We start from the raw sequence: 17,401 nt of genomic DNA, 5'->3' as shown, positions 1-17,401 counted from the left end.
CGCCAGATGAAGCGTTCCGTTCCTTTCCTGATATTCCGCTATGCCGCGATCTTCGCGGCCATGGCGGTGACGCTGGTGCCGATCCTGTGGATGGTATCGATGGCGTTCAAGCCGATCGCCGAATGGTCGGCGACCGGCGCCGACCTGACCTGGTGGCCGAAGAACCCGACGCTCAGCAATTTTCGTTTCGTCTTCGGCGAGTCGACCAACAATTTGATCGTCGCGCTCGACCGTACCGCGCTGAAGCCGATCCTCGCATCGCTGCTGTCGGCGGTTTTCGGCACGGTGATCGCCATGTCGGCGGGCACTGCGGCGGCTTATGGGCTCTCGCGTTTCGGCTCCGGCCAGAACCTGCCGCTGGCGCTGATCCAACTCAGGATCTTTCCGCCGATGGCGGTCATGATCCCGGTGATGATCATGTGGGCTTTCCTCAACTTCACCGATAGCTGGTGGGGCCTGGCGCTGATCTACGGCATCGTCACCTTGCCGTTCGCCTTCTGGCTGATGAAGACCTTCTTCGACGACATGCCGCGTGAGATCGAGGAGGCGGCGCTTGTCGAAGGCTGTTCGCGGCTGCGCGTCTTCACGCGCATCACGCTGCCGATGATGCGCGCGCCGCTGGCCAGTGCCGCGCTCTTCGTCTTCATCCTCAACTGGTCGGACTATCTGATCGCGCTGCTTCTGACGACGCGCGAATGGGTGACCATCCCGGTCTACATGGCCTCTCTTTCTTCCTCGATGACCGGGCAGCTCTATGGCGCCAAGGCAGCGCTTGGGCTGATCGCGGCCGTGCCGCCGGTCATCATGGGCATCGCCATCCAACGCCATCTGGTGCGCGGGTTGACATTCGGGGCGCTCAAGCAATGAGCGCGGTGACTGTCATGACTTCCAAGGATGAGGTGAAAGCCGTCGGAGCAAAGCCGGTTTCGCGCGATGAGGGCGCAAGGCTGGGTTTCCGGCTGACATTGCCTGCGCAGATCCTGGTGCTGTTCATCTCGGCCTTCCCGCTGTTGATGCAGCTCTACATCAGCGTCACCGACTGGTCGCCCCTGTCGGGCACCGGCTGGTGGAACGCCTGGTCGATGTGGAACAGCTTTGCCAACTACACCGATCTCGCCGCCGACGCGCGCTTCTGGAGCGCGCTGAAGCGTACGGCCATCGTCATGATCGTCTGCGTGCCGGCGGAATTCCTGCTTGGGCTGGCGCTGGCGACACTGTTTGCCGACGATTTCCCGGGCAAGCGCGTCTTCTATTCGATCCTGCTGATGCCGATGATGGTGGTGCCTGCCGTGGCCGGCTACATGTTCTTCATGCTGTTCCAGTCCGGCGGCCCGGTGAACGACATCTTGTCGGCGCTCACCGGATCTCCGGTCACCATCGCCTGGCTGTCGGATCCGACACTGGCGCTGATCGCGGTGATGGTCGCCGACATCTGGCAATGGACGCCGCTGATGTTCCTCATCCTGCTTGCCGGCCTGGTCGGCGTGCCGGAGGACCAGATCAAGGCGGCGACGCTGCTCGGCGCCAATCCGTGGCAGCGCTTCGTCACCATCGTGCTGCCGAAGATGAAGACGATCATCATCATCGCGTTGGCGATCCGGGTGATCGAGAACTTCAAGATCTTCGACACGCTCTACATCATGACCGGCGGCGGTCCAGGCGTCGCTACCGAAACCATCTCGGTCTACATCTACAAGCTCACCACGCAGGACCTGATCTGGGGCTATGTGGCGGCGATCGCGCTGGCCATTTTGGTCGTGCTGTCGATCGTCGCGGTGTTTGCCATGAAGCGCATGGCGCGGGCACGCGAGGTTCCGGCATGAGCGCCATCCACCTGCAAAACCTGGTCAAGAAATTCGGCGACTTCACCGCGCTGAAGACCATGGACCTGGCAATATCAGATGGCGAGTTCATGGCGCTGCTCGGCCCGTCGGGCTGCGGCAAGTCGACGACGATGAACATGATCGCCGGCATGGAAGAACCGACCGGCGGCAAGATCCTGTTTGGCGACCGCGACATGGCCGGCGTGCCGATGGGCCGGCGTGGCGTCGGCTTCGTGTTCCAGAACTACGCCATCTTCACGCATATGACGGTGCGCCAGAACCTTGCCTATGGACCAAAAATGCGAGGTGCCGCGAAAGCCGAGATCGACCGTCGCGTCGGCGCCATCGCCGAGATGCTGCAGCTTTCGCCGCTGCTCGACCGCAAGGCCGACAAGCTGTCGGTCAACATATTGCAACGGGTGGCGATCGGCCGCTCGGCGATCACGGAGCCGGCGATCTTCCTGCTCGACGAGCCGCTGTCCAATGTCGACGCCGCTTTCCGGGCCGTCATGCGCACCGAACTGAAGCAGCTGCAGCGGCAGTTCCGCCAGACCATGGTGTATGTCACCCACGATCAGCTCGAGGCGATGACCATGGCCGACCGCATCGCGGTCATGGATCATGGGGTTTTGCAGCAGGTCGGCACGCCGCTCGAGGTCTACAACGATCCAGCCAATGTGTTCGTCGCCCGCTTTATCGGTGCGCCGGGCATGAATCTGCTCAAGGGCAGGCCGGCGGAGAGCGACCGCGGACTGGTCGTCGATCTCGGACCGTTGGGCGTCACGCCGCCGCTGCCGGGCGAACTCGCAGCGGCCATGCGTGGTGCACGCGGCGAGGTGCTTTACGGATTCCGGCCTGAACAGGCGACGTTGGTGCAGAATGGGCAGGGCCTCGCAATGCCGGTGACCTTTGTCGAACGGATCGGTGCGCGCACCATCGTTCATCTCGGCCAGGGCGAGGCGGCTGTGAAAGCGGTGTTCGACAATGATGTCGGGCTGGCTATCGGCGACACCGCTGTCATCGCTCCCACTACGTCGTCAGTGCGCGTCTTCGACGCCGCTACCGGCCTTGCGATGAAGGCGGGTTGAGATGGCCGATATCGTCTTCCGTAATGTGACCAAACGCTACGGCAATACACTCGCCGTCGACGACGCCTCGTTCACCGTCAACGACAATGAGTTCTTCTGCTTCTTCGGTCCGCCGCTGTCGGGCAAGTCGACCATCCTGCGCCTGGTGCTCGGGCTGGAGGCACCTGACACCGGCGAAATCCTGATCGGAGGCAGGCCGGTCAACGCGATGTCGCCGGCCGAGCGCAACGTGGCTATGGTGTTCCAGAACCTGGCGCTGTTTCCGCATATGAGCGCGCTCGAAAATGTCCGCTTTCCCCTGGTCGAACGCCGGGTCGCCGAGGCCGAGATCAAGCGGCGGGTCACGGACGTCGCGGCGAAGCTGCATATCGGCCATATCCTGCACAAGCCGCCGGGACAGCTTTCGGGCGGGGAGCGGCAGCGCGTAGCGATCGCCCGGGCTCTGGTGCGCGATCCCAATGCCTATCTGATGGACGATCCGATCTCGGCGCTCGACGCCAGGCTGCGCGAAGAAACGCGCGTCGAGCTGAAGCGCATCCAGCGCGAACTCGGAAAGACGCTGATCTACGTCACGCACGACCAGGAAGAGGCGATGTCGGTCGCCGACCGCATCGCCATCCTGGAGGACGGCAAGATCAGGCAGATCGGTACGCCGGCAGAGATTTACGACCGCCCGGCCAGCACCTATGTGGCGAGGCTGCTTGGTTCGCCGATGATGAACATCCTCAGATCGGCGCGCGGCGATGGCGGTGTCGAAGCGGCTGAAGGCACGATCCGCATCAACGACAAGACAGCGCCCGCCGACGCCGTGGAGATCGGGCTGAGGCCGGAGGACATCAAGGTCAGACCGTGGGCGGATGGGGGCCCGGGCCGCCCGGCGCGAGTGTTCGAGGTCGAGCCGCTTGGCGGCTACACCGTGGTGACGCTCGCTGCCGGGCAGGCGCGGCTGAAGGCGTTGCTGCGCGGCCAGCCCGACATCCGGCCGGATGCCATGGTGGCGATATCCTGCGAGCCGGCCAGAGTGCATTATTTCGAACAGAGCGGCGGGGCGTTGGCACGATGACGGCCGCCGCAAGGAAAGACTTTCGGGAGGAAGAGATGGCAAGCAAAGGCTTCGAGCCGGACGTGAAGGTCCGCACGAAGGAATACAAGATCGGCTGTGTCGGCGCAGGCATGATCATGGCCGAGTGCCATCTCGCCGCCTACAAGGAAGCCGGGTTCCCGGTGGTGGCAATCGCCTCGCGCACCAGGGCCAGCGCCGAGAAGGTGGCGACGCGCTGGGGCATTCCGACCGTCCACGACACACCGAAAAAACTGATCGAGGACGAAAATGTCGAGATCATCGACCTTGCTTTCCCGCCCGACCTGCAGCCGGCGCTGATCCGTCACGCGCTGAGGCAGAAGCATATCAAGGCGATCCTGGCGCAGAAGCCGCTGGCGCTGTCAGTCGAGGAAGCGGTCAAGCTGCGCGATGAGGCGGCCAAGGCCGGCAAGATCCTCTCGGTCAATCAGAACATGCGCTACGACCAATCGATGCGCGTCTTGAAGCAGATCATCGACAGCGGCGCGCTGGGCGACATCGTCTTCGCGCAGATCGACATGCACGCCATCCCGCATTGGCAGAGCTTCCTCGAGGACTATGACCGGCTGACGCTCGCCAATATGAGCGTGCATCATCTCGACGTGCTGCGCTTCCTGTTCGGCGATCCCGACGAAATCACCACGCTGACACGCAAGGATCCGCGCACGAAATTCGACCACTCCGACGGCATCACCGTGTCGACGCTGCGCTTTCCGTCCGGCGTGCTTGCCGTGTCGCTGGAGGATGTCTGGTCCGGTCCGCGCCAGGATGGCTACAAGGACGACCAGCACATCAATTGGCGCGTCGACGGCAGCAAGGGGGTCGCGAAGGGCACCATCGGCTGGCCGACGGGCGCTGCCTCGACGCTGACTTACGCTTCGACCGAGACGACCGGCGGCGAATGGGTCAGCCCGAGCTGGGACACGATGTGGTTCCCGCATGCCTTTATCGGTGTGATGGAGCAGCTCCAGCACGCGGTGAAGACCGGCACGCCGCCGGCGCTGTCGGTCGCCGACAACGTCAAGACCATGGCGCTGGTCGAGGCGGGTTATCGCTCGATCGACGAGGGCCGCACGGTCAAGCTTTCCGAAATCGCTACATGATCACCGCAGCTGAAACACCAAACAACTGAATCGCTTACAGGGAGGAATTCATACCATGATGCAGGCAGGTATTTTCACGGGCTATTTCCCGTACGGCCTCGAAGAGACGGCGAAGAAGATCCGCGGGCTCGATTTCAACACGGTGCAACTCGACCTCCACTTCAAGGACGTCGACCTGTCGGCGGGGCAGATCACCAAGGACAAGGCCAAGAAGGTACGCGACGTCTTCCGCGATCATCACCTGCCGGTGTGCTGCATTTCCGGCTACACAAATATCATCCACCCGGACAAGGCCGAGCGCGACAAGCGCGTCGGCTACCTCAAGGAGATCATCCGCAACGCCCGCCATTTCGGCAGCCCGTATGTGATCTCGGAAACCGGCACCTACAACACCGAATCCGACTGGGTGCATCACCCCAAGAACAAGACCGAGGAAGGGTTCGAGGAATGCCGCAAAGTGATCGCCGACCTTGCCCAGACGGCCTATGACCACGGCGCGGTCTTCCTGCTCGAAACCTATGTCAACAACGTCGTCGGCTCGGTCGAGGAGACAGTCAAGATGTTCGCGCAGGTCGATCACCCCGGCCTCGGTCTGCTGATGGACCCGACCAATTATTTCGAGACGCATAACATCGACAGGATGGACCAGATCCTGAACCAGGTGTTCGACACGCTGACCGACAAGATCAGAATAGCTCACGCCAAGGACGTCAAGCGTTCGGGCGGCGACAAGTCCGAGAAGCACGCCGATATCGGCGACGAGGACGCGCTGGAGAGCCATACATTCCGTGGCGTCGGTGAGATCGAGCTGCCGGCACCGGGCCTCGGTTCGCTGAACTACGACCTCTATCTCCAGCGGCTGGCGGAAAAGCATCCGAACATCCCGGTGATCATCGAGCATCTCTCGGAAGACGACGTGCCGCGCGCCAAGAAATTCCTCGACGGGAAGTTCCGCGCCAATGGTCTGTGACGATCACTGCGCGCCGTCGATTTGCGGCGGCGCGGTTCGGTTCCAAAGTAAGGGAGGAGAAAAAATGTTGAAATTCGCATTGAAACTGGCGGCTGCCGTAACGCTGCTCGCCGGCGTCTCGTTGAGCGCGCCGGCAATGGCGCAGGATGGCCAGAAGACGTTCTACTTGCTGTCGCATGGCGGTCCGTCGGATGCGTTCTGGCTGGACTGGAATGCCGGCGCGACCAAAGCCTGCGACCAGCTCAAGGTGACCTGCAAGATCTCATTCAGCGGCGGCGACATGGCGGCGCAGAAGGAGGCCTTCAATTCCGCGCTTGCGGCCAAGCCCGACGGCATCGCCACCACCTCGGCCCAGCCGGGCTTGTGGACGGAAGAGGTGAAGGCGGCCAAGGCAGCCGGCATCCCGATCGTGTTCTTCAACACAGACGACCCGGCGACCGGACGGCAGGCCTATGTCGGTGCCGATCTCAAGGAGGCGGGCGTCATCTGGGCCAAGTATCTTGTCGACCACAAGATGGTGAAGCAGGGCGACAAGGTGTTCCTGCCGGTGGAAGTGCCCGGCGCCAGCTATCAGCAGCTGGAGACCGAAGGCATCGCCAGCGTCTTCGATCCGTTGGGGATCAAATATGATGTGGTCGATTGCGGCACCGACCCGGCCGGCATCATTGCCAAGATGACCGACTACATGGTGGCCAACAATCCGCCGGCGATCATCGCGCTTGGCGATTCCGTCGCGGCCAGCGTCAAGCGGGTGTTCGACGGCGCCGGCGTGCCGGCCGGCAAGATCCCGGTCGTCGGCTGGGGCAATTCCAAGGAAACCGCGGAAGCCGTCAAATCCGGTTTCGTCAACGCGGCCGCCTGGCAGTTCCCGTCTGCGCAGGGCTTCATGCCGGTGGCGCTGCTCGGGCTCGCCGCTTCGGGTGAGCCGATCGGCTACGACATCCATACGTTCAGCCTCTACGACGCCTCGAGCGTCGAACCGATCCTGAAACTCTACGACACGAAGTGAAAACGGTGCCCGCGGCGTAAGCTGCGGGCGTCTCTTCAAAGCATGGTTGAAGCAGTCATGATGATCGCCGCAGAAGACGAAATGCCTGTCGGGAAACGCAGATCGAGCCTTATGCGCTCGCCGCAATTCTCCTCGCTCGTCATCCTCATTGTCCTGCTCGCGGTGTTCGCCATTGCCGATGCCAATTTCCTGTCGCCGCTCAACATCTCCAACATGATGGCGTTCCTGCCCGAGCTCGGCATCATCGCGCTCGGCATGACGCTGCTGTTGACGGCGGGCGAGTTCGACCTGTCGGTCGGCGCCGTGTTCGGGCTGGCGCCGGTCGTCGTCATGCTCCTGGTGCAGAACGGCGGCGTGGATATAGGTGTCGCCCTTCTGGCCGGGCTTCTGCTGTGCATCGCCATCGGCGCCATCAACGGGCTGATCGTCACCAAGATCGGCATTTCGTCCTTCCTGGTCACGCTGTCGATGCTGCTCGTGGTGCGTGGGGCAGCGCTCTACATCACACAGGGCTTTCCGCTGAAATCCTGGGACCAGCCGGGTTTTTTCGTGACGCTGCTGGCCGGCAGCTTCAATGTCGGCTCGTTCCGGTTCTACACCTCGCTGTGGTGGTTCATCGGTCTCTCGCTGCTGGCGATCTACGTGCTGCGCTATGCCAAGCTCGGCAACTGGATCAGCGCCATCGGCTCGAACCGCAACGCGGCGGTGGCGCGTGGCGTGCCGGCGGACGCCGTCAAGGTGTGGCTGTTCATCCTGACTTCGGTTCTGGCGGGGCTGGCCGGCATGATCAGCGCCTTTCGCATTTCGGCCGCTTCACCGGTGGCCGGCACCGGCTACGAGCTCGAAGTGATCGCCATGGTGGTGGTCGGCGGCACGGCGCTGACCGGCGGACGCGGCACGATCCTCGGCACCATCGTCGGTGCGCTGATGCTGCGCGCGATCCGCAACGGCATCGTGCTGATCGGCGTGCCGGGCCTCGCCTACAATATCTTCGTCGGCCTGATCATCCTCGCCATGCTCATCCTGCACGCTTTGCTGCAGAAGAACGCCGCAAGGGGCTGACGATGGAAGTTCTCCGGCTGCAAAATCTGCAAAAATCCTTCGGCAGCGTCCGCGCACTGAAGAATGCGTCCTTTGCCCTCAAGGAAGGCGAGGTGGTGGCCCTGCTCGGCGACAACGGCGCCGGCAAATCGACGCTGATCAAGGCGATTTCCGGTGTGTTTCCGATCGACCGTGGCGACATCTATGTGCGCGGTGAAAAGGTTTCGATCCGTTCGACACGCGATGCGATGGACCTCGGCATCGAGACCATCCACCAAGATACATCTCTTGCGCCGGATCTCAGCATCGCGCGCAATCTTTTCCTTGGGCGCGAGCCGGTCAAGCTGAAATGGCTGGGCGTGTTCGCGCCGCTCGATTTCGCCAAATTGCGAGACGCGGCGTCGGCGCTGTTGAAGCGCGTCGGCATCTCGAAAAAACTCGACGCCGATGCGCTGGTCTCGACGCTATCGGGCGGCGAGCGCCAGTCGATCGCGATTTCTCGCGCCATGCAGTTCGCCGCCAAGGTCATCATCCTCGACGAACCGACCAACAATCTCGGTGTCGAGGAAACCCATGGCGTGCTGCGCTTCGTCAAGGAGGTGCGTGACGCCGGGCACTCCGTGCTCTTGATCACCCACAACATCCACCACGTGTTCCAGGTCGCCGACCGCATCATCGTCATGCGCCGCGGCGAGATCGTCGCCGAGCAGACGGTTGCCGATACCGATCTTCTGACCGTGGAAAGCATCATCACCGGGGCCGACATGTCGGCGCTGCTGAAAGAGACGAGAGCGAAGTGAAGAAGTTGGCCGTCACATGGTAGAACTTTACGGCAAGACGCTTTCGCGCCGGCAGGTGTCGGAACGTTCGGGCATGCTGTCGCAATTTGCCGGCGTGCGGCTGATGACGCTTGGCGACGGGGTGGAACGCGGCATCCGCATGCTGGAGTTCCGCACCGGCTCGGGCCTGCGCTTCACGGCACTGGTCGACCGGGCGCTCGACATCGCTGACTGCGACTTCAAGGGCCAGGCGATCGGCTGGCATTCGCCGAGCGGTTTTCGCCACCCCGGCCTGCACGATTATGAGGGGGAAGGGGGGCTCGCCTGGGCGCGTTCGTTTTCAGGGCTGCTTGTCACCTGCGGCCTCGACCACATATTGGGCCGGGAAGAAGTGCCGGCCGATAGCTACAACTACCCGGGCAGGAAGACCGTGATCCATTCGCTGCATGGCCGCGTCGGCACCATTCCGGCGCGGCTGACCGGTTATGGCGAGACCTGGGACGGCGACCGCTGCGTGCTGTGGGCCGAAGGCACCGTGCAGCAATCGGCAGTGTTCGGCGAGGATCTGCATCTGATCCGGCGTATCGAGGCCGATGTCGGCGGCAACGAGATCCGGCTGTCGGATCGCGTCGTCAACCACGGTTTCAACCGCACGCCGCACATGTATTTTTACCACGTCAATGTCAGCCATCCCTTGCTCGACGAGGGTTCGCGCTATCTGGCGCCGATCCGCGACGTCGTCTGGGCTGGCCATGCCGGCGAGCGCTACCAGGCGCAGAAGGTGGGTTACCGCACGATGCCGGCGCCGCAATCGGGTTTCAGCGAGCAGGTCTGGCAGCACGAGATGGCGGCGGACGCCAATGGCGAGGTGCCGGTGGCAGTGGTCAACGATCAGCTCGGGCTCGGCTTCGAAGTGGTGACGCGCAAGGACCAGCTGCCTTGCGCATATCAATGGCAGAATTTTCAGGCGGGGCAGTATGCGCTGGGCATCGAACCCTCGACGCACCATGTGCTCGGCAATCTCGCGGCGCGCGAGCGGGGCGAGATGATCTGGCTGGAGCATAGTGAAAGCCGTTCTTACGACGCAGTGTTCCGGGTGCTCGACGGCGCCGGCGCGATCGCCGAGGCCGAAGCAAAGATCGCGTCGATCGCCAGGCAGCCGCAACAGGATTATCCTGTGCCGTCGGGACATTTTCCGGGATTGGCGGACAGGGCATGAGGCGAAACGAATGCTCCGGCTGGCGGGCCGGAAATCGGAGGTCGATGTGATGGAGAAAAAGCGCGACTACAGCCTGGTCGGGGAAAGCACGCGCATCGCGATCGAGACCGGGCTGGCCTCGGCCGAGTGGTATCACACCGATGTGCCGCGCAAGGCGATGAAAGAGCTGATGCAGCGCTCGGACGGCCCGGCGATCCGCGACACGATCATCTGGATCGTTGCCATATTGGGTTCCGCCGCCGGGATCGCCTGGTTCTGGGGCACGTGGTGGGTGGTGCCGTTCCTGCTCGTCTATGGCGTGCTCTACGGCTCGTCCAGCGACTCGCGCTGGCACGAGTGCGGCCACGGCACCGCCTTCCGCACACGCTGGATGAACGATGCCGTCTACCAGATCGCCAGCTTCATGCTGATGCGCAATCCGGTGACCTGGCGCTGGAGCCATGCCCGCCACCACACCGACACGATCATCGTCGGCCGCGACGCCGAGATCGCGGTGATGCGTCCGCCGGACCTGCTGCGCGCCGCACTCGCCTTCACCGGTGTTCTCGATTTCCGCTATTCGCTGCCGACGCTGGTGCGCAATGCGTTCGGCAGCATCTCGCCGGACGAGAAAAGCTTTATTCCCGAGATGGAGCTTCACAAGGTGGTCACAGCCGCGCGCTGGCATGTCGCCATCTATGTCGCGGCGATCGGGCTGGCGCTTTATCTGTGGTCGTTCCTGCCGCTGGTGCTGATCGGCCTGCCGCGCCTCTACGGCAGCTGGCACATGGTGCTGACCGGCCTGCTGCAGCATATCGGGCTGGCCGACAATGTCACCGACCACCGGCTGAACACGCGCACCGTCTACATGAACCCGATCAGCCGCTTCATCTATTGGAACATGAACTATCATGTCGAACATCACATGTTCCCGATGGTGCCCTATCACGCGCTGCCGAGGCTGCACGAATTGATCAAGCACGATCTGCCCGAGCCGAACCCTTCGATGTGGCATGCCTATCGCGAGGTCTGGCCGGTGCTGCTGAAGCAGCTTCAGTACGAGGATTATTTCCTCAAACGTGAATTGCCGCCGACGGCGCGGCCGTATCGGGACGAATTCCATGCACTGACCGTTCCGGCTGCGGCGGAATAGGGGAGAAGCAGATGGCCGACTGGGTTGAAGCGTGTGGCGTTGACGATGTCGAGGAAGAGGATGTCATCCGCTTCGATCATGGCGGCCGTACCTTCGCTATCTATCGCAGTCCCGATGACGAGTACTTCGCAACCGACGGGCACTGCACGCATGAGAAGGCGCATCTGGCCGATGGGCTGGTGATGGACGACATCATCGAATGCCCCAAGCACAATGGCCGCTTCAACTACAAGACGGGCGTGGCTCGAGGCGCACCGGTATGCGTCAATCTCGCCACCTATCCAGTGAAGGTCGAGGCTGGCAAAGTGATGATCCAGATCGGCTGACCTGCCGCCGAATGCAACTGAGGGAACCCTTTTGATGAGCCGAAAAAGACCGACGGTGGCGGATTTGCGCGCCATGAAGGGCAAGCGACAGCTGACCATGCTGCGTGTGCTGACGATGGACGAGGCCGAGGCCGCGGAGCGCGCAGGGGTCGACATCGTCTCGGTGCCGCCCGAATTGGTGCTCAACCCTGAGTACCGCGACGCGGCGCCCAGCCTGTTCACCATGCCGGGCGACAATTTCTACGTGATCGGCACGGCGGACGATTTCGTGCGCTGGGCCTTCCGGCTCTACAAGGCCGGCGCCGACGCGGTCTATTGCAGCGCCGGCTACGCCACGATCAAGCGGATGGCCGATGACAATATCCCGGTGATCGGCCATGTTGGCCTCATTCCTTCCCGCGCGACCTGGACTGGCGGCTTCAAGGCGGTCGGCAAGACCGCCGACACCGCCATGGAGGTCTTCGCGGCGGTGAAGCAGCTGGAGGCTGCAGGCGCCATCGGCGCCGAGATCGAGGTGGTGCCGGTCGAGGTGGCCAAGGCGATCTCGGAGCGGACGTCGCTGATCATGCTGTCGATGGGAGCGGGTACCGGTTGCGATGCGCAATATCTGTTCGCCGACGACATTCTCGGCCAGAACCGTGGCCACATGCCCCGTCATTCCAAGGTGTATCGCAATTTCGCCGCCGAATATGATCGTTTGCAGGCCGAGCGTATCGCCGCGTTTTTGGAATATGTTGCCGACGTGAACAGTCTCGCCTATCCCGAAGACAGGCATGTGGTGCATATGGATCCGGCTGAACTCAGCCTGTTCATGAAGAGGGTCGACGGGGCGTGAAATCTCAAGGCAATGATGCGACGGACGAGGCCGCGCCGGTTCATATTCTCACGCTTTCCTGCGAGGATCGGCCGGGGATCGTCGCCGCCGTCACGGCGGAGCTTGCCGCGAACGGCGCCAACATCGCCGAAAGCAGCCAGTTCTGGGACCGGCAGACCAATCGCTTTTTCATGCGGATCGCCTTCATCAGCCCGTTAGGCTCGACCGGGGACAGTCTGGAGCGGGCCCTGGAATCAAGCGTCGATCGCTTCGGCATGAAGACCGCGCTGGTCGATCAGGGACGCCGCCCGAAGATCATCGTCATGGTCTCCAAGTTCGACCACGCGCTTCTCCATCTGCTGTACCAGATCAGGGTCGGCTGGCTGAACGCGGAGGTTGCAGCCGTCGTCTCCAACCACGAGGATGCCCGCCGCTTCGCCGAGCTGGAGGGCATTCCCTACCACCATTGGCCGACCACCAAGGAGAACAAGGCCGAACAGGAACAGAAGCTGCTGGACCTGGTGCAGCGGACAGGGGCCGAACTGGTCATCCTGGCGCGCTACATGCAGGTCTTTTCAAAAGGTCTGTCGGACCGGCTGTTCGGACGGGCGATCAACATCCACCATTCGTTCCTGCCGAGCTTCAAGGGCGCCAAGCCGTACCACCAGGCTTTCGACCGCGGCGTCAAGCTGATCGGTGCGACGGCGCATTACGTCACTTCCGACCTCGACGAGGGCCCGATCATCGATCAGGAGACCGAACGCGTCACCCATGCGATGAGCGCCGAGGATTTCGTCGCCGTCGGGCGCGACATCGAAAGCCGGGTACTGGCGCGCGCGGTCAAGTTGCATCTCGAAGCCCGCGTCATGCTTAACGGCCACAAGACCGTCGTCTTCTGAGAAGCCGCGTCAGGCCGGCCAATTTCCGCCGGCGAGCGCGGCGTAGAGCGCTTCGGCGTCGATGCCGAGCGGCCGGTCCTCTTTCAGCATGGGGACGAGAGCGCGGATTGCCGTGTGAATTGCGGCGGTGCGCGGCGCCAGCGTGAAGCCGTCGCGCAGGTCGACGGCCTGCGCGGCGGCCATCAATTCGAAGGCGATCAGCCGCCGCCACAGCGCGATCATCCCTGCGCATTTCGCAACCGCCAGAGGTGTCTGCGTGGCGTGATCCTCGACGCCCTCCGACACGGCCAGAAAGTCGAGCATCACCGGATTGGCCTTGTGGCGGATGGCGGCCAGGATCGAGGTCACTGTCTTCTGCAACGGCACGAAGCCGGCCGAGGCGCCGCCGACCGGCGACAGATATTTCGGTAGGCCATTGCGGCCCGAACCGGTGAGCTGGATGAAGCGCGCGGCACTGGCCGCGGCACATTGGGCGATCGCCAGGCCGAGCGTCTCAAAGGCGAGCGCCAGTGCGGCGGTGTGGAAATTGCCGGTCGACAGTACCAGTTCATCATCGCCCAGCACCAGCGGGTTGTCGGCGGCGGCGTTGAGCTCGATCTCGACAGCCTGTCTCGCCTGGCCGATCGCCTCGATCAGTGCGCCATGGACCGACGACATGCAGCGGATCGACAGCGGGTCCTGCAAGGTGGTCGGTGCCGGCGCCTCGTCTCGGACGAGCAGATTGTGCAGCACCTTGGCTGCTTCCTGCTGGCCGGCTGCCGGGCGCGCCATATGCAGGCGCGGGTCGAGGATGGTGCGGTTGGCACCAAAACCTTCCATGGTCAGAGCCCCGGCATGCTGTTGCTGGGCCAGGGCAGTGAGGGCATCCGTCACTGCAAGTGCGCCGCTGCCGGCGGAAACCGCCGATGCGTTGATCAGCGATAGCCCGTCCTTGGGCGCCAGGCTGATCGGGGCGAGGCGCGCCATCATCAGCGCCTTGGCCGCCGGTATGCGACGGCCCTGATAGTCGGCTTCGCCTTCGCCGGTGAGCATGCGGGCGAGTGCCGTCATCAGCACCAGGTCGCCGGCTCCGATCGAACCGAGCGAGGGCATGACGGGATGGACGCCGGCATTGAGCGCGTCGAGCAAAGCAACGAAGACGGAAGACGAAAGGCCGGATCCGCCAACCGACAGCATCGCTGCACGCGCGGCCATGCTTGCCCGCACGGCATCGACCGGCAATCCTTCGCCGACGGCGCCGCTGCGTCCCTCCAGCAACTGGCGCTGGAAGGCTCCGGCATCGCCCTCTACAGCAGTGCCGAGATTGGCGCCGAGCCCGGTGTTCAAGCCATAGATCTGCTGGCTGGACGCTGCAGCCTGGTCGAGCACTTTTCGTGCCTTCTCCAGCCTGCCGATGACATCGGGTCCGATCTCCACCTTGCGCCCATCGCGGGCGACCGCAGCGACATCGCCAACGCCGACGCCGGTTCCGGTGAGGACGAGCGCGCTCATGCGAAGCGCAGTCTCTGGCCGATGCCTTGCGCCTGCGCCTTGGCCAGCATCGCCTTGCCCAACGCGATATCAGACAGCGACAGGCCACGATGCCAGAACAGGATCGTTTCGTCGTCGCTTTCGCGCCCGACTTTCAGGCCGGCGGCGATCTGGCCGAGTTCGGCATGCAGCGTCTTCTCGCTCAGCCGCCCGGTCTCGACATGGGCGCGTAGCGAGCCGAACTTGCCGCCCTTGCACTGGCCCCAATCGTCGACGACCATTTTCTGCATGATGTCGGTCAACGACAGTTCCACCGCGCTCATCGTGCCATAGGGCACGACCAGCGCGCCGGGCTTGATCCATTCGGTCTTCAGCAACGGCTGCGGCTCCGGCAGCCGCGAGGCCTCGACGACGATGTCGGCGCCCTCGATGCAGCTTTTCCAGTCGGCCACCGCTGTGACCGTCTTGCCGAGATCGGCTGAGAGTTCGGCGGCAAAACCGTCGCGGCTTTCCGGGCGGCGCGAATGGACGCGAATCTCGTCGAAGTCGAAGAGATGGTCGAGCAGGCGCACATTCCAGTAGGCGGTGCCGCGCGCGCCGATATGGGCCAGCACCTTGGAATTCCTGCGCGCCAGATGCCTGGCGCCGATGGCGGTGACGGCGCCGGTTCGCATGTCGGTGATGACGGTGGCGTCGAGGATGGCGCGCGGCGCGCCGGTGCGCGGGTCGAACAGATTGAGGATGCCGAATTCGGAAGGCAGGCCATGCAGGTAATTGTCGACATAGTCGCCGACGATCTTGACGCCGGCCGTGTCGAGCGGCGCGACGTAGCCGCGCAACACGTTGAAATGGCCGTGGAAGGACGGGTCCGGCTCGAGATGGACGCGCGGTTCGATCACCGTCTGGCCCTTGCCTTGCGCCACCAGGCCAGCCTCGACGGCGGCGATGATTTCGCCATCGGTCATGGCAAGGGCATCGATGTCGAGGGCATTGAGGTAGTCGATGTAGATGGGCTTCATGTTACGCGTATACTCTCCTTGACGGCCCCATCCATTCCATAGCAGGCCATGGCGGCACACGAAAGTTTGTTGCGACGTCTCTGGACGTCGCCGGGGAGATGCTGTTCAAACCGGTTCCGTCATGACTGCCATTCCCGAGATCGCAACCTTGTCCGAAACGGCCACCCATGCGCGGCGCGTGGCGTTGATCGTCGCCATCGCCTTTTTCATGCAGTTGCTGGATTCGACGATCATCTCGACATCGCTGCCGCAGATGGGCGCCTCCTTCGGCGTGTCGCCGGTGGCGATGAGCATCGGCATCACCGTTTACATGCTGACCATGGCGGTGTTCGTGCCGCTGTCGGGCTGGCTCGCCGACCGGTTCGGGGCGCGCAACATCTTCCTGCTGGCGATCGTCCTGTTCACCCTGGCTTCGCTCGCCTGCGGCCTCTCGCAAACCCTGACCCAGTTCGTCGCCGCACGTGTCGTGCAAGGGCTCGGCAGCGCGCTGATGACGCCGGTTGGGCGCATTCTCGTCCTGCGCAATGCGTCGAAATCCGAACTGCTCAACGCCACGGCGCTGATCACCTGGCCAGCACTGTTTGCGCCGGTGGTCGGGCCGGTGCTCGGCGGCTTCATCACCACCTATCTGTCCTGGCATTGGAATTTCTTCATCAACATCCCGCTCGGCGCGGTCGGGCTGGCGCTGGTCGCCCGTTTCATCCCAGGCGACCGCGAGGCCGACCCCAAGCCGCTCGACTGGCCCGGTTTTTTCCTGACATCGGCGGGACTTGCCTTGCTGCTCTACGGTCTCGAGCGTATCGCGCATCCCGAGGACGGCGTGCTGCCGACAGCGCTGCTGATCGTAGCCGGCATCGTCCTCGGCTGGCTGGCGGTGCGCCATCTCAGGCGCGTGCCGCATCCGCTGCTCGATCTCTCCTCGTTCAAAGTGCTGACCTTCGCCATCTCGACGCTTGCCGCCGGCACCATTTTCCGGGTGGCGATCAACGCCACGCCGTTCCTGCTGCCGCTGCTGTTCCAGGTTGGCTTCGGCCTTTCGCCTGTCGATGCCGGCTTGATGATCCTGGCCTATTTCCTTGGCAATCTCGGCATGAAGACGGTGACCACGCCGACGCTGCGCCGTTTCGGTTTCCGCTCGGTGATGGTCGTCAACGGCATCATCGCCTCGGCCTCGATCATGGCTTGCGGAGCGATCTCGCCGCAGACGCCGCAAGCGCTGGTGGTGGCGCTGATGCTGATTGCCGGCCTGTCGCGCTCGATGCAGTTCACCGCCCTTAACACGCTGGCCTTCGCCGACATCGATGCGTCGCAACGAAGCTCGGCGGCGACGCTGTCCTCGATGCTGCAGCAGGTGGCGATGCTGTTTGGCGTCGCGGTGGCGGCGGCGATCCTTAATCTGTCGCAGATCGTCAGGGATCGCCCCGCTCTCGATCTTGTGGATTTTCGAGTAGCCTTTCTGGCGATCGGCGCCATCGGGCTGGTGGCGGCGTTGCGTTTTCTCGTGCTCCCGCCAGGTGCGGGCGCGGAGGTTTCCGGGCACTCGCCGGGAAATTCAGATCGATTTTTCCGCCTGATGCGGAGATAAATTCCGTCCTGTCCCTTTGCCTTGGTGCAGCGCTTTCGCGTGC

17 protein-coding genes are annotated in these 17,401 nt (G+C 63.3%); 15 read left to right on the top strand and 2 right to left on the bottom strand.

Annotation, left to right across the window (positions count from 1 at the left end; genetic code table 11):
• The first annotated feature begins 6 nt into the window (after positions 1-6).
• From M729_RS0103005 to purU, 14 genes are all read left to right on the top strand, one after another.
• Positions 7-867 carry a carbohydrate ABC transporter permease gene (locus tag M729_RS0103005; RefSeq protein WP_024501565.1) on the top strand — a complete coding sequence of 287 codons (861 nt, stop codon included), beginning with the start codon at positions 7-9 and terminating at the stop codon, positions 865-867.
• Positions 864-1,823, top strand: coding sequence for a sugar ABC transporter permease (locus M729_RS0103000; protein WP_013530822.1), 960 nt, complete (start codon positions 864-866; stop codon positions 1,821-1,823). The genes M729_RS0103005 and M729_RS0103000 overlap by 4 nt, the downstream gene beginning before the upstream one ends.
• Positions 1,820-2,911 carry an ABC transporter ATP-binding protein gene (locus M729_RS0102995; protein WP_027160719.1) on the top strand — a complete coding sequence of 364 codons (1,092 nt, stop codon included), beginning with the start codon at positions 1,820-1,822 and terminating at the stop codon, positions 2,909-2,911. The genes M729_RS0103000 and M729_RS0102995 overlap by 4 nt, the downstream gene beginning before the upstream one ends.
• Before the next feature lies 1 nt (position 2,912).
• Complete coding sequence (locus tag M729_RS0102990; protein WP_027160718.1) at positions 2,913-3,974, top strand: ABC transporter ATP-binding protein; 1,062 nt, start codon at positions 2,913-2,915, stop codon at positions 3,972-3,974.
• Between the two features lie 35 nt (positions 3,975-4,009).
• The gene (locus M729_RS0102985; protein WP_027160717.1) at positions 4,010-5,095 is read left to right on the top strand and encodes a Gfo/Idh/MocA family oxidoreductase; all 1,086 of its coding nucleotides are present in this window, start codon (positions 4,010-4,012) and stop codon (positions 5,093-5,095) included.
• 55 nt (positions 5,096-5,150) lie between these two features.
• A complete protein-coding gene (locus M729_RS0102980; protein ID WP_027160716.1) occupies positions 5,151-6,065 on the top strand; it encodes a sugar phosphate isomerase/epimerase in 915 nt (304 codons plus the stop codon).
• A 64-nt stretch (positions 6,066-6,129) separates the two neighbouring features.
• On the top strand, positions 6,130-7,074 hold the full coding sequence (locus tag M729_RS0102975) for a substrate-binding domain-containing protein (RefSeq protein WP_024501562.1): 945 nt from the start codon (positions 6,130-6,132) through the stop codon (positions 7,072-7,074).
• A 42-nt stretch (positions 7,075-7,116) separates the two neighbouring features.
• Positions 7,117-8,136: an ABC transporter permease gene (locus M729_RS0102970; RefSeq protein WP_198032074.1), complete on the top strand. Its 1,020-nt coding sequence runs from the start codon at positions 7,117-7,119 to the stop codon at positions 8,134-8,136.
• A complete protein-coding gene (locus tag M729_RS0102965) occupies positions 8,133-8,915 on the top strand; it encodes an ATP-binding cassette domain-containing protein (protein WP_024501560.1) in 783 nt (260 codons plus the stop codon). Before M729_RS0102970 ends, M729_RS0102965 begins: the two co-directional genes overlap by 4 nt.
• Before the next feature lie 16 nt (positions 8,916-8,931).
• Positions 8,932-10,113 (top strand): aldose 1-epimerase family protein, encoded by a 1,182-nt coding sequence (locus M729_RS0102960; protein WP_027160714.1) that lies wholly within the window; start codon positions 8,932-8,934, stop codon positions 10,111-10,113.
• 10 nt (positions 10,114-10,123) lie between these two features.
• The gene (locus tag M729_RS0102955; protein WP_013530831.1) at positions 10,124-11,245 is read left to right on the top strand and encodes a fatty acid desaturase family protein; all 1,122 of its coding nucleotides are present in this window, start codon (positions 10,124-10,126) and stop codon (positions 11,243-11,245) included.
• A gap of 11 nt (positions 11,246-11,256) precedes the next feature.
• The gene (locus M729_RS0102950) at positions 11,257-11,571 is read left to right on the top strand and encodes a MocE family 2Fe-2S type ferredoxin (protein ID WP_027160712.1); all 315 of its coding nucleotides are present in this window, start codon (positions 11,257-11,259) and stop codon (positions 11,569-11,571) included.
• A 34-nt stretch (positions 11,572-11,605) separates the two neighbouring features.
• Entirely contained in the window at positions 11,606-12,406 is an 801-nt protein-coding gene (locus M729_RS0102945) for a 3-methyl-2-oxobutanoate hydroxymethyltransferase (protein WP_027160711.1), read from the top strand.
• Positions 12,403-13,284, top strand: coding sequence for a formyltetrahydrofolate deformylase (purU, locus tag M729_RS0102940; RefSeq protein ID WP_050596166.1), 882 nt, complete (start codon positions 12,403-12,405; stop codon positions 13,282-13,284). The genes M729_RS0102945 and purU overlap by 4 nt, the downstream gene beginning before the upstream one ends.
• A gap of 9 nt (positions 13,285-13,293) precedes the next feature.
• Here purU and hutH read toward each other — a convergent pair whose 3' ends face one another.
• Both hutH and M729_RS0102930 read right to left on the bottom strand, forming a co-directional pair.
• Positions 13,294-14,775: a histidine ammonia-lyase gene (gene hutH, locus M729_RS0102935; RefSeq protein WP_027160709.1), complete on the bottom strand. Its 1,482-nt coding sequence runs from the start codon at positions 14,773-14,775 to the stop codon at positions 13,294-13,296.
• Positions 14,772-15,773 (bottom strand): ornithine cyclodeaminase family protein, encoded by a 1,002-nt coding sequence (locus tag M729_RS0102930; protein ID WP_027160708.1) that lies wholly within the window; start codon positions 15,771-15,773, stop codon positions 14,772-14,774. The genes hutH and M729_RS0102930 overlap by 4 nt, the downstream gene beginning before the upstream one ends.
• Positions 15,774-15,894: 121 nt before the next feature.
• On the opposite strand from M729_RS0102930, the gene M729_RS0102925 reads away from it, so the two are divergent.
• Positions 15,895-17,358, top strand: a complete 1,464-nt coding sequence (locus M729_RS0102925; RefSeq protein ID WP_027160707.1) for a DHA2 family efflux MFS transporter permease subunit — start codon at positions 15,895-15,897, stop codon at positions 17,356-17,358.
• Positions 17,359-17,401 lie beyond the last annotated feature (43 nt).

The sequence above is a fragment of the Mesorhizobium sp. WSM1293 genome, assembly GCF_000513875.1.
Lineage (GTDB): Bacteria > Pseudomonadota > Alphaproteobacteria > Rhizobiales > Rhizobiaceae > Mesorhizobium > Mesorhizobium ciceri.
Note: the sequence above shows the minus strand (reverse complement) of the source record. Positions and strands in the feature narration are given on the sequence as shown.